A 12,704-nucleotide genomic window follows, 5' to 3' on the forward strand; every position below is an offset into this window, starting at 1 on the left:
CCCCTGGATGCAACGGGACCCCAAGTCCCGCCCTCTTACCCTCCAAAGACACCTCCGCCTCCGAAGCGGCCGGTCGAGCTTCCGCGCCCTGAAACACTCGCCGGCCTACCGCTGCCCAGCCCGCAGACCCGGCGCCTTGCCACACGCACACGAGCTCGTATGACAGTTCGCAACCGCCAGGTCTGCAACTTCACGATCACGTCTGATCGATGGGCCGCCGGCAAAGTCAGCGGTCGCGTGGCGGAGGCCCTTCGGGGCTGGGGCTACCGAACGGACGAGGAAGCGGTCACGAGCGTGTGCCAACTCCTGGTCGAGGCGGCCGTGGCGGATGAGGGAAAGCGGATTAGCGTCCATGTGGCAGACCAGGACGCGATGGCGCTCGTCGTCGTGCTCAGCCACTGTCCCGACCCTGCCCCAGACGATGATGTTCTGGCCCGCATCGCTGCAACCGCCGTCACATCCTCCTGCGGAACAGACGCAGCGCCGGACGGGCGCCGCGTGTGGGCACTGCTGGACACCCGCATCAAGACCACAACCAAGGCTCAGCTGTAGCTACGGCACCTCCGCACCGAAGCCCGACGACCACCGTTTAGCGGTCAACCGCGCACAGGGCAGTAAAAACCTTCCACCGGCGGCGCCACGCCTCGGCCGGGCCGTTCCGCCTACTCCCGTACGCCCGTGTCGCCATTCGTCTCCAACTCCCGCTCCGTGCAATCCCGTTCATCCCGCTGCCGTCCGGTCCATTCAGCGTCCGGGGCCGCGCCGTCCGGTCAGGGCCACTCGTTGCTTCCCCCGGGCTCTGGTGACGCCTCGTGCGCCGAACTCTTGCCAGCCCGAATCCGGCTGTCACACCCTGCGCCTACCGTGGAGGGTGCGCGGGATAAGCCCCACGTGTCGGAGTACGGCCTTGGGTCCCCAGTTACGTATGTAAGGAATGTCCCCAGCTGTCAGGCCACTTCGGTCTCTCGCTCGATGGCCTTGAGGCGGTTCGGCGGCGAACGCCTGATGTCCCGTCTCTGTCGATCTGGTCCCTGTCTCAAGTGAACTGGTCCGATTCGCTCGTCGTGTCAGATGGTTCGCCGCGAGCGGTGGAAAAGGCGGTGGACAAAGATCGCGCGGGCGGCAGACTGGCCGCATGACCGCATCAGATGCCAAGGCTGACCTTCACTTTTACTTGCAGTCCGCCCGTGATGCCCTGCTGTGGAAGCTCGAAGGGCTCTCGGAGTACGACATCCGCCGCCCGCTGACGCCGACCGGCACGAACCTCCTGGGCCTGGTGAAACACGTGGCCAGTGTGGAACTGGGCTACCTCGGCGACACCTTCGGGCGGCCGTCCGGCGAGCCGCTGCCCTGGCTCGATGACGGGCGTTTCCCCTTGGTCGTGGACACCCTGATCATTGGATCGTGATGATCCATAGGACAGGAGTTCCCGTTGGGGACGTCGAAGTACTCGCCTGAGTTCCGGGCCGATGCCGTCGCGCTGTACCACTCGAGGCCGGGTGGGACGTATGCGTCGGTGGCCAAGGACCTGGGCGTCAACCACGAGACGCTCCGCACCTGGGTGCGGGATGCCGAGCAGGCCGCCCGGCCCGGGGCCGTGGAGGCCACTGCGATGGAGAAGGAGAACCGGCAGCTGCGGGCGCGGGTGGAGGAACTCGAACTCGAGTGGGAGATCCTGCGGAGGGCCGCGAAGTATTTTGCGGCGGAGACCAGCTGGTGGGCAGCCGCTTCCAGTTCGTCGACGATCACCGTGACGTCTTCGGCGTCAGGCGGCTGTGCCGGATGCTGCAGGTCTCTCGGTCCGGTTTCTGCCCGTGGCTGGCTGGCGCGGAAGCACGGGCCGGCCGGGCAAGGGCGGACGCCGAGCTCGCCGAGCGCATCGCCCGGATCCACCGGGAATCGGACGGCACCTACGGGGTCCCGCGCGTCACCGCCGAGCTGAAGGATGCCGGGAGGCCGGTCAACCACAAGCGTGTCGAGCGCGTCATGCGCAAGTTCCGCATCGTCGGGCTGCACCTGCGCAAGAAGGTGCGCACCACCATTCCCGAGCCGTCGGCGACGCCGGTGCCGGACCTGCTGCGGCGCGACTTCACCGCCCAGGCGCCGAACACCAAGTACGTGGGAGACATCACCTATCTCCCTGTTGGAAATGGTCAATTCCTGTATCTGGCAACGGTGTTGGACCTGCACTCGAAGCGGCTGGCAGGCTGGTCGATCGCCGACCACATGCGCACCTGTCTGGTCACCGACGCGCTCAGGGCCGCCGCGGCGGCCCGTGGCGCCGGCGGTCTTCGCGGGGCGATTTTCCACAGCGACAACGGGGCGCAATATGTGTCGAAGGAGTTCGCCCTGGTCTGCTCGGAGCTCGGCGTGACCAGGTCACGCGGCGCGGTGGGCACGAGCGCGGACAACGCCGCCGCGGAGAGCCTGAACGCGACCATGAAACGCGAGACGCTCCAGGGACGGAAGCTGTGGAACGGGGCCCGTGAGGCTCGCCTCGCGGTCTTCCGCCGGGCGACCCGCTACAACACCGGGCGGCGGCACTCCCGCCTCGGCCAGATCAGCCCGATCGCCTACGAGCAGCGATCAACTACGCTGGCCACCGCCGCATGACAACCGGTGTCCACGATGAAGGGCAAAGCCCCGATCCCGGTCCGTGACCGGAAGGTCGGCGCCTCCTCACGTAACTACCTTTCTTCGGCAAACGTGCAGGTCATCATCGACGCCGACACCCGCCTGGCACATTCGCCGGCCTCAACGGGTCAGCTCAAGCAGTTGGCGACCTTGTCGGGTAGCTTTCCCCCGACCAGATACCTGTCGACGGCACGGTCGGTGCACGTGGACGGATTCTCCGAGGCGTACGCCCCGTGCCCCCGGCCCTTGCGTACGAGCAGCGAGCTGTTGTCCAACTGCCGTTGCACCGCCTGCGCGTTCGTGAGCGGAGTTCGCGGATCGTCGGTGTACGAGACCAGCAGCACCGGTGCGGCCCCGGAGCCCTTGATCGGCCCGACTACGCCGGTGGGGGCGAGCGGCCACGTCGCGCAGTCGATCATCTGCCAGGCGAAGATGCGACCGAAGAGCGGCGATTGTTTGGCGAACGCGTCGGCGGTGTGGAGCATCTCCTTCGGGGACTTCGGCGCTGACGGGGAGTCCAGGCACAGCACCGCCGACATGCTCAAGGACGTGTTCTTCTCGGCCTGCTCCTCCTGCGGTGTCGGCCTCTCGCCGCCCGTACCGGATTCAAAATGCTCAAAGGCGCTCACGTCCCCGTCCAAGGCGGCCACCAGCGCGTTGGTCAGTCGCTGCCAGCTCTCTTCATCATTCAGCGCCGTTCTCAGAAACCTGGACAAGGTGGCGTCGGTGAATTCCTGACCGTCGGCCGCCTGCAGCGGCTTCCGCTCCAGCTCCTTGGCGAACCGGACGAGCCGCCGCACGACCTCCCCGGAAGTGTCCCCCAGCCGGTCATCGCCGCGCGCGACGAGGCTTCGGGCGTATCGACGCAACGCATTTTCGGAGGTCTTGACGTCGATCAGGGTGACCTGCTGCATATCAGCGGCGGGGTTGACCACACCGTCCAGCACCATCCGGCCCACCTTCTCGGGAAACAGCTTCATGTACTGCTGGCCGAGGAAGGTGCCGTAGGAAACGCCGGTGTAGTTCAACTTGGCGTCGCCGAGGACCGTACGCAGCACGTCCAGGTCGCGCGCAACGCTCACGCTGTCCATATGCGCGAAAACGGCGCCGCTCGCCCGTTGGCAACCTTGGGCCCGCTGGGTCGCGTCGGCGAACGCCTTCTCGGCCCCCGCTTCGGTACGCGGCAGGTTCTGGGGCTCATCCGGCGCACCGTCGGGGCACCTGATCTGCCCGGAACCGGCTATGCCCCGCGGATCGAAGCCGACCAGATCGTAGCGGGCCCGAGCCTTTTCACCGGCATGCCACTCTCCATCGGCCACGAAGCCCGCACCACCCTCGCCGGGCCCACCGGGGTTGAAAACCAGCGACCCCAGCCGACGGCTGGGGTCTTTGGCCCGCACCCGCGACACCCGCAGTTTGACGGTCTTCCCGTCCGGGTCTGCGTAGTCGACCGGCACCTTCACCCAGCCGCACTCCGCACCGGGCACGGCCTTCGGGGTGACGTCCACGCCACAGGACGTCCACCGGACCTTCTGCTGCGCGAAGTGCGCGGGCAGCGCCGGGGCAGAAGTGTTCCTGCCCTTGGCGTCGTCGGGCTGGGACGCTGCGGCGCCACCGACACCGCACACCGTCACCACAAAGGTGGTGACGGCCAACACACCGGCCGTCAAGGATTTGGACTGGCGGGGAATGGACATTGCCGTTCTCGCTCTCTCGCTGACCCCCGGGGAAGCATGCTCAGAGTCACGGCTAATGCGCTATTTCCTCCGTCACAGTCGGATATGAGGTCTACGCACCGTCGGCGGGCAAACACGCAGCGCCATCATCTGGGGGGCGACACAGCCGGCGAAGATCCAGACCGCTCCGTGCCGTGACCGGCTGTGGTCACGGACCGGCGTGACGGGGACGAGCAGCGACACGATCAGAGTGACCAGGGCTCGGCGAGGAAGTCGCAGGACGGGAGCAGCGGGTATCGAAGTCGTCTGACCTTGCCGCCTGCTCGGCGTCCCCCTCGTCTCCGGCGATCTAGATCTCGGCCCACGCAGCCTTGGCACCCGGCTACGAGGCCTCCGCGGGGTGGGGTGCCGAAGATCTGAGCGCGGGGACACCCGTGCCGACCGCACCGTCGCAAGCCGCCTCGACGCCCAAGGCGGCGCCACCAGGAGTGCCACGTCGTTGGCGGCAACTCTCTCCTCCGAGGCCAGTTGCTGAGCGTGGGCCAGAGTGAATCCAGTGTCCTCTCCGGCGTCTTTCCCGCGCTGCGTGCCGGGTCGTCTCTCGGCGGGCCGGCCGGTCAGCTCTGTCGCTCAGTCAGCTGGGGCAGCCGGTCGCCGACGCCGCCAACAAGCTCCTGGCACTACTGCGCGCCGCGACGAGCAACTGAGGGCTGCCCCTATGGAAGACCGCCGGGTTCGGTGACTCCTTGCCCCCGTACGAGCGCGCCCCGCAGCGGTCGTCGTTGCTGCCGGCAGCGCATCCGCTGTGCGTTGCCGTTCGTCTGGGCTGGCCTGTTCGGGCCCATCGCGCAGCGGCTCGTGTACCTTCCGGCCGTCTGTCCTGCGTCGTCGCCCCGCCCTGCCGTCCTGCCGCTCATTTGCACGTCGGTGTCTGCCCGGTGCGCCTGCGCCGGCCGTGCCGCGGGCCCGGCGGGGCCCGCTCTGGTCCGCAGGCGTACGAGGCGCGTCCGCCTGCCTGGTGTCCGCCTGCGCCCGCCTGCCGCTCGGTCGCCCACTGCGCCGCGTCCGCCGCCGCGCTCTGGACGATGCTGTGCCGGCGTGGCAGCGGGGCCGGTTCCTGGCCGGTTACGGCCTCTTTCCCGCAGGTGCCGTCGGGTTCACAGTGGCGGCGGTGTGCCCATCGCGTCCGAGGAGTGGCTGTGAAGATCTTTGTCTCGTCCGATATGGAGGGCACCGCGGGAGTCGTCGAGTGGGAGCAGTGCAGGCAAGGAGGTTCCCGGTACGAGTACTTTTGCGGCCTGCTCCAGGAGGAGGTCAATGCCGCGATCGAGGGCGCGATGGCCGCGGGGGCGACCGAGTTCCTGGTCAACGACTCGCATGCGGCGATGGCCAATCTCAGGCCGGACGCGCTTGCCGGCCGGGCCCGGTACCTGTCCGGCCGGCACAAGCCGCTGTACATGATGCAGGGCCTCGACGCCTCGTTCGACGGAGTTTTCTTCGTCTCGTACCACGGCTCGATGGCTGGGGCCCCGTCGACGCTCTCCCATACCTACAATCCCCGGGCCATTGCCGGTGTATGGCTGAACGGCACGCCCGTGGGGGAGAGCGGCATCAACGCGCTGGTTGCGCTCGGGCACGGGGTGCCGGTCGTATTGATCACAGGTGACCGGACCACCACCGAGGAGATCAGGCCGTTGTGTCCGGGCATCTGCTCGGCGGTGATCAAGACCTCGGTGTCACGCTTCGCGGCGGACAGCATGCACCCCGAGGAAGCACGTGAGTTGATCAGGGAGAAGGCCCATGACGCGATCCAGCGGCTGCCCGGCACGCAGCCACCTCGGATCGCACTCCCCGCCACGCTCACCATCCGCTTCCGCAACACCGACCTCGCCGAGATGGCGACATGGATCAACGGGGTGGTGCCGGACGACGACGAGCTGACCGTGCACGTCACCGACGACGACGCGATCGGACTGTATCGGACGTTTGTCACCGTGGTGCTGCTCACCAGGGGGGTCGCCGAGTGACCGCGCTGGCAGAGTCGGGAGGAACCGCTACGGCGAATATCTTCCTGACCCACCTGTTCCTACGTCTGCCACCCATGCGAACCGCAGTCTGGTCGAACGATCCGCGCCGTGGGAAGCAGGATCGCCCAGCAGGCCGGCCACTTGCGCCCGGTCTTCTTCTCGTGGTCCGGCCTCCTGCTCGTGCGACGGCAGGTGCCGTGATCAGGCGGAGCGGGAGCCGCAGCTGAACACTGCCGCAGACAGTACGGTGCGCGGCCGTCGCTGTCGCTACCGCAAGGGGGCGACCTCTTCGTCGAGGAGTTCCTCTTCGCTCAACTCGACCCGGAACGGGTGGCCTTCCAGGTCCAGCATCATCACCGAACGCAGATCGCCGGGTTGCTCATCGAGAAGCTGGGCGCCGAGGGAAACGAGCCGTCCGACCTCGTCGGCGATCGTGCCGCATAACGCCCCGACGCTCAGGAACGGGCCGTCGCCTGGAAACGATCGGGCCGCCGACGGTGTGAAGTACAGCGCCTGCGGCTCATTCCCCTCGACCATCTGCAGGTGGAGTCCGTCACTGCCGTCAATCACCGGGCGGAACAACACCCCGCCCCAGAACCGGGCGAGTGCTGCAGGATTCCGGGCTGGGATAGTGAGGCACCGTACGCGAGTTGTCATCTACCCGACGTTAGCCGCGCACGCTGGCAACCGCACTGCGCTACGTGGTCCCTGCCGGTCGGCCGGGCCCGGCCGGGGCCCTGAGCCGGCTCTCAGCTGCCATCGCCCGTGCTCTGGTCGTCGTCCGGGCCCGTGCCACTGTCGCCACGTCAGGGTCGTACCCGTTGGCCGGTGTTCCCCGGCCGCGGCGCTTTGGCCGTCGCTCGGCTCGGCCGTTCGCGGAGCGAGCGGCGTCATCTGGCCGCGCCGGCCCGCTTCCGGGCCTGCGGCTTGGGCTCCGCCCTGGCCGCCGCGGCTGCGTCCTGACCCTGCTGCCGCCTGCTCCGGCTGTCTCCTCGGCTCTGTCGTGGCCGGTGGTCGACTGTCGGCCGCCGGTACTGGCTCCGGGCCTCGTCGCCTTGGTCCTCTCCTTGCCCTTGGCCCCGAGCCGGCTGCGAGCGGGTCGGCGCCGGCGGACGCGAGGGGGCGAGGGGTGCTGTTGACGGGTTGTGGTGGTGAAGACGGTTCCCCTATGGGGGAGGGGTGTCCCCGGGAGGGGAACGGTGTTCCGCTGCGCTGTGCTGTTGGCCCTTGGCCTTGGGGCGGCACGGAGCGGGTGGTCCCACTCGACGTCGTCTTGGTCCCGGTGGAGTCGGCCTCGGCGAGCGGGTCCCTTGCCTACGTTGGGTCTGGCGATGTGCGGGCCTGGTGATGACGAAATGTCAGTCGGACGAGGACTGCCTACCTCAAACGCCGCCTGATGGCGCGCGGCGGCACCCGCATCGAGATCAACCCCGTCGACCAGACCCACGTCGAGGCCCGCCACCAACGCGACCTGAACACCCGCCCCCTCACCGTCCGCCCCCGTTATTGGGACGCGGCCGTCGACGCGTGGCTGGCGGACGACGCCGAGGCCCTGGACCGGGTCTGGGACGATCTCATCCCCGACCTCGGCTCCGACTACGACGCTTACAGCAACGTCTCCTCCGTCGGCTGGGCCGCCTGACTGCTGGCCACTTCGGCTTCCAGCGTGTAGCCCTGCGACGGTTCTCGGCTCGCAGCGCCGTACGCATCTGTTGCCCAGGTGGCCGCAGCAGTGCCTGTGCATCTGGCTGAAATTGCTCTCTGCTACCCCCCCGGTCACGACACGTACCGTGAGTGCAATCTGATCATCGACGTGCAGGGAGAGACTTGTGACCGCTCTCATCGAGGACGGCATCGGGTACCGGATCAAGAATCACCAGAGCGGGCAGTATCTGGCCGTGCCAGCCGAGTCCCACTCGGAGTCGGCCCCGATTGCTCAGCTCCCCAAGTACATGCGGTTCGACTACCGCGCCGCTCAGACGTGGCGCGCCAGCCGTGGCTGATGGTAGCCGGAGTGCTCGTCGTGCTGCCGCGGTGGTGCATAGCGACGGGCATCATCAACGGCTCCACCCGCGGACTGCTGGAACTGCGCGCCCGCGTCCTCGACGAGCGTCAACTCGCCGAGCGGCAGCGGGTCCACGCCCTTGCCCACCGTATCTCCGTCGCCATGCTCTTCGGCGTGGTCCTCGCCGTCGGCGCGCTGCACTGGGTGGGCAGCACGATCCCCGCGGGTGCGCTGCCGGCCGTTCTGGTCGTCGCCCTGGTGACGTTCTGGCTGATGCCGCTGTGGACGGCCGGTCTGACGGCCCGGGACGAGGTGGCCGACGACGTTATCGACGAGGCCGCCGACCGGTTTGCCACCGGCCACTAGGGTCTGTGTGACGTTGTGATCAATCTTCGGGTTCCGCCCTTGGACGGCGACGGAACCCGGTGGAACGCTGGGCGTGATGCGCAGGCAACTCAGTGATGAGCAGTGGAAGTTCATCGAGCCCTACCTGCCGATCGGCGGGCTCGGCCCGTAGGTCGAGCGGCTGCGGGACCAGATCATCTGAGAAAACCGCCATCTCGGCGTCTCAACCCATCTGGCCGCCGCAGGTCGCAGCCCTGATCACGGACCAGATCTTTTGTGACGGGACACCCCGTGTCCTTGGACAGTGAAGCCAGTCGCTTTGTCATCCAACCGAGGCTTTTGACAGCGAACCCAGCCGTTTCGGCTTCTCTGGCAGCGATCCCCGCTGCCCCGATCCCGCCTGCGGCAAATGTTCGATAAATAGCTCTCTGTGATGAACCTTCCGAATAAGGCGGGTTGGGCTGAAAACATCCTGGTCACTGGCATGGCGGGGAGCGGAACCTGATCCTCACATCGAGCCCCGATGAGGCTCTGAGGAGGAACTACGCCATGACCATGAATCTGTCCCGCCGCGCTGCCCTCACCGTGGGTGCCGGGGGCCTGCTCGCCGCCCTCGGCAGCACGGCCGCCGCGGCCGCTCCGCCTACAGAAACCGAGCTTCGGCGCGGACGCCGAGAGGGGCTCGCAACCGTCTACCGGATCGCCAACCAAGGCTGGACACTGAAGAGCTTCCCCAACCCGGAGGAGCCGCAGCGCGGGTCGGTCATCGTCGACGCTACTCATGCGGCCGCCTTCGAGCAGTGGGAAATCGGCACGAACGGGACCAAAAGCACCATCAGGAACCACGTAACCTGGCTATACGCCTATGGCGAAAGCAACCAGGTGATCACTATCAGCGACGAGGGCATCGACCCCACCAGCCTGGCCTGGGAGATCGTACAGATCACCACTGGGGTCTTCGCTATCCGCGTCCCGCCCCCCGGCCCAGCCCTGTATTGGACCGTCGACGGTCACTCGATCACCCTGACGGAATGGGCCAGTGACGTTACGCAGCTCTTCTCGCTCGAACGGGTCTGAGCTTCCCCCGGTGTGCGGGAGGTGCGGGTGAGCTGATCAGAAGGGGGTGACGGGGTCTCAGGTTCACTTGTTCGGCCGTCGCGTGGTTGGCGTCGTGCTTCTCCTCGCATTCGATGGGGCTGAGGTAACCGAGTCGAGTGGTTCCTGTTGGCCTGCGTCGTACTGCCCTGGGCCGTCGAGCAGTACGACGGCGCCGCGCTGACGCCCGCTGGCTGATCGCCTCAGTGTGGCTGACGGCTGCGGCAGTCAGTCCTCGGCGCCCTCGTCGTCGTCCGTCTCGGCTGGGTCGCGCAGAGGCCGAAGCGCCCCGCCGGCCGGGCCGGAGCCGCGGAAGCTGTAGCGACCAAGGACGTTCAGGTTGGTGTGCTTGAGCGGGGATAGTCGGGCGACGTCCTCGTCCAGGACCTCATGCTCGCGCTGATCGGCGGGCAGTGCCCGCAGCTGCTCGACGGCGGCATCCAGCCGACGGGTCGGGGCAGGCGTCAGCTGCGGCCCTGACCCGTGGTGGCGACAACGGCGTACAGGCCGTCCCTGTTGGCGACGTACACCAGGCCGTTGGCCACGACCGGTGCACCGATGTCGCCCACCGCGGAACCGGTCCTGAAGGACCATCGCTTGCGGCCGGTCGACGCGTCGACGGCGCAGAGGGTCCCGTAGGGCTCCGCTCGGTTGCCCACGTAGACCGTGCCGTCCGCCACGGCCGGTGTCGTCGGCCTGAAGTCGCCGGAGATGCCGTAGGTCCACTTGGTGCGGCCCGTCTTCGCGTCCAGGGCGTGGAGGAGGTTGTCGCGACCTCCGACGTAAACCGTCCCGTCGGCCACCACCGGGCAGGACGGGAAGTCGTTGGCGTCGGGCTTGGTGCCGCCGCCCAGGGGGACGGCCCAGTTCTTCGCTCCGGTGGCCGCGTCCAGGGCGTACAGGGTCTGGTCGTTGTTGGGGACGTAGACGACGCCCCGGTCCACGGCGGCGGTCGCCCGGAACGTGCTGCCGGCCCGGAACGCCCACTTCCTGGCGCCGGTGGCCGCGTCCACAGCGTAGAAGTTCCGGTCGTCGCTGCCCACGAAGACCGTCCCGTGAGCCACCGTCACCGGGGACAGGACGAAGCCCCCCGTGGCGAAGGACCATTTCTCGGTGCCGGTGGCGGTGTCCAGGGCGTGCAGCGACTTGTCCAGGCTGCCGACCAGGACCAGCTTGCCGGCCACGGTGGGAGCGCAGCCGATGTCGTTGCCGGCGGTGAACGTCCACGTCGGGCTGCCGCCGGTGCTCTTCACCGCGTACAGCTTGCCCTTGGCACCGCCCACGAACAGCATTCCGCCGGCCGCCGCGAGGAACCCGTTGGGCAGCTCGGCGCCGTACACGGTGACGCTCGACCGCTTCTCGCCGGTGAGGGCGTCCACGGCGTGGATCCAGATACCCCCCTCGAAGAGGTAGAGCACGCCACCGGAGAGTGCGGGCCCGCGCGGAACGAGCGTGGAGGCGTAGTAGTGCCAGGGTTGGGCGCCGTGCGCCGACGTACCGGACGGAGCGCCGGCTCCCGTGCCGGTGCCGCCTGCCGCCGAGCCGTCCTGCCCGTCTCCCCAGGGAAACAGCGCCAGTCCGGTCACTCCGGCCGCAAGGGCCGCTCCGAGACCGAGCCGTAGGGCGCGGCGCCGGCCGGGGAGCGGGTCCGGTGCCGGCTCGCCGCCGGCGGCCGGCCGGTGCGCGGGCTCGGGCGGCGGCGCCGTCTGCGTGGGGAGGTGGTGCCGGTCAGCGAAAGGCCCCGGACCGGCGTCCGCGGCCGGGCCGCCCGGGGTGTGCTCGGTCGGCGTGCGCTCGACCGGGGGCGGCGTGTGGAGGGGTGGCGTATCGCGGGCCGGTGCGGTGCTGGGCACCTCGGCGGCGGAGGGCGGCGCCGGGTCGGCCCCGGAGGCGATGCCCGGTGCGCGCAGCGCGTCGCGGACGTCGGCCGCCGATGCCGGGCGGTCCGCGGGGTCCTTGGCCAGCAGCCGCATGACCAGGTCGTCGAGCGCCGCCGGGACGCCGGGACGGAGTTCACCGGGCGGGGTGGGCGTCTGCTGGAGGTGGGCGGTCATCATCGACACCGGGTCCGCCGCGCTGAACGGGGTGTCGCCGGTGAGGAGTTCGTACAGCACGCAGCCGAACGCGTACAGGTCCGTCCGGGCGTCGCCGCTGTGCTCCCGGAACCGCTCGGGCGCCATGTAGGCGAGGGTGCCCATGACCTTGCTGGACTTGTCGGTGGCCACCATGAAGCGGGCGATGCCGAAGTCCAGGATCTTGATGTCGCCGCCCGACGTGAGCATGAGGTTCGCCGGCTTCAGATCCCGGTGCACGATGCCCGCATCATGGGCTGCGGCCAGCGCAGCAGCGCCCTGCACACCCCAGTCCACCGCGACCGGCACCGCCGGCGGACCGTCCTCGCGCAGCACGGCGGCCAGGTCCCGGCCCTCCACGAACTCCATGACCAGGAACAGCGTGCCGTCGCCCGGGTCCTGGCCCATGTCGTAAACGGTGACGACCCCGCGGTGGCTGAGCCCTCCGGCCGTGCGCGCCTCGCGGAAGAACAGCTCCGTGCTCAACTCGCCGCCCCGGCGGTACGGCAGCAGCTTGACCGCGACCCGACGCCGGATCACCCGGTCCCGGCCCTCCCACACCTCCCCCATGCCGCCGCGACCCACGAACGACACCAGCTCGTAGCGGTCCCCCAGAACGCGCACAGCCACCCCTCCCGCGCCATATCCGGCACCACATTCGTCGCGCCCTGGACACGGCTCATTCAACACCGTCCGGAGAGCGGGGGAAGAGCTCCCCTCCCCCTCTCACCGAGGCCGTACGCACGGGTGCGCCCCGGCCCGGGGAAGGGCCGGGGCGCCCCCCTGCGTACCGCACGTCGGGGCTAAGTACTTCAAAGACAGGTGTGGGGGTTGGTGTGATTTTGTGTGA

At 68.7% G+C, this 12,704-nt stretch carries 10 protein-coding genes and 3 pseudogenes; 9 read left to right on the plus strand and 4 right to left on the minus strand.

Translation table 11 applies throughout. The features are described from left to right. Positions 1–159: 159 nt before the first annotated feature. The 4 genes and pseudogenes from ACFVT2_RS39335 to ACFVT2_RS39350 form a co-directional block, all read left to right on the plus strand. Positions 160–552 (plus strand): hypothetical protein, encoded by a 393-nt coding sequence (locus ACFVT2_RS39335; protein ID WP_390026205.1) that lies wholly within the window; start codon positions 160–162, stop codon positions 550–552. A gap of 583 nt (positions 553–1,135) precedes the next feature. Next, positions 1,136–1,375, plus strand: a pseudogene (locus ACFVT2_RS39340) (DUF664 domain-containing protein); the annotation flags it as partial. Positions 1,376–1,432: 57 nt separating this feature from the next. Then, a protein-coding gene (locus tag ACFVT2_RS39345) for an IS3 family transposase (protein ID WP_390026207.1) occupies positions 1,433–2,613 on the plus strand; the annotation gives its coding sequence in 2 pieces (ribosomal slippage) (positions 1,433–1,700 and positions 1,700–2,613; 1,182 coding nt in all). Positions 2,614–2,646: 33 nt separating this feature from the next. Beyond that, positions 2,647–2,754: pseudogene (locus tag ACFVT2_RS39350) on the plus strand (IS5/IS1182 family transposase); the annotation flags it as partial. Between the two features lie 8 nt (positions 2,755–2,762). Here ACFVT2_RS39350 and ACFVT2_RS39355 read toward each other — a convergent pair. Continuing rightward, positions 2,763–4,331, minus strand: a complete 1,569-nt coding sequence (locus tag ACFVT2_RS39355) for an alpha/beta hydrolase (protein ID WP_390026210.1) — start codon at positions 4,329–4,331, stop codon at positions 2,763–2,765. 1,178 nt (positions 4,332–5,509) lie between these two features. Here ACFVT2_RS39355 and ACFVT2_RS39360 point away from each other — a divergent pair. After that, positions 5,510–6,337 (plus strand): M55 family metallopeptidase, encoded by an 828-nt coding sequence (locus tag ACFVT2_RS39360; RefSeq protein WP_390026213.1) that lies wholly within the window; start codon positions 5,510–5,512, stop codon positions 6,335–6,337. A 267-nt stretch (positions 6,338–6,604) separates the two neighbouring features. Here the strand turns inward: ACFVT2_RS39360 and ACFVT2_RS39365 are convergent, their stop codons facing one another. Then, positions 6,605–6,994, minus strand: a complete 390-nt coding sequence (locus ACFVT2_RS39365) for a VOC family protein (protein ID WP_390026215.1) — start codon at positions 6,992–6,994, stop codon at positions 6,605–6,607. A 739-nt stretch (positions 6,995–7,733) separates the two neighbouring features. Here ACFVT2_RS39365 and ACFVT2_RS39370 point away from each other — a divergent pair. The 4 genes from ACFVT2_RS39370 (at position 7,734) to ACFVT2_RS39385 (ending at position 9,764) form a co-directional block, all read left to right on the plus strand. Continuing rightward, the gene (locus tag ACFVT2_RS39370) at positions 7,734–7,979 is read left to right on the plus strand and encodes a hypothetical protein (RefSeq protein ID WP_390026217.1); all 246 of its coding nucleotides are present in this window, start codon (positions 7,734–7,736) and stop codon (positions 7,977–7,979) included. 187 nt (positions 7,980–8,166) lie between these two features. Continuing rightward, complete coding sequence (locus ACFVT2_RS39375) at positions 8,167–8,340, plus strand: RICIN domain-containing protein (protein WP_390026219.1); 174 nt, start codon at positions 8,167–8,169, stop codon at positions 8,338–8,340. After that, entirely contained in the window at positions 8,340–8,708 is a 369-nt protein-coding gene (locus tag ACFVT2_RS39380; RefSeq protein WP_390026221.1) for a hypothetical protein, read from the plus strand. Before ACFVT2_RS39375 ends, ACFVT2_RS39380 begins: the two co-directional genes overlap by 1 nt. A 528-nt stretch (positions 8,709–9,236) precedes the next feature. Next, entirely contained in the window at positions 9,237–9,764 is a 528-nt protein-coding gene (locus ACFVT2_RS39385) for a hypothetical protein (RefSeq protein WP_390026222.1), read from the plus strand. A 246-nt stretch (positions 9,765–10,010) separates the two neighbouring features. Here the strand turns inward: ACFVT2_RS39385 and ACFVT2_RS39390 are convergent. After that, a pseudogene (locus ACFVT2_RS39390) lies at positions 10,011–10,235 on the minus strand (hypothetical protein); the annotation flags it as partial. 11 nt (positions 10,236–10,246) lie between these two features. Beyond that, positions 10,247–12,478, minus strand: a complete 2,232-nt coding sequence (locus tag ACFVT2_RS39395) for a PQQ-binding-like beta-propeller repeat protein (RefSeq protein ID WP_390026225.1) — start codon at positions 12,476–12,478, stop codon at positions 10,247–10,249. Positions 12,479–12,704 lie beyond the last annotated feature (226 nt).

The organism is Streptomyces sp. NPDC058000 (assembly GCF_042886435.1).
Classification (GTDB): domain Bacteria; phylum Actinomycetota; class Actinomycetes; order Streptomycetales; family Streptomycetaceae; genus Streptomyces.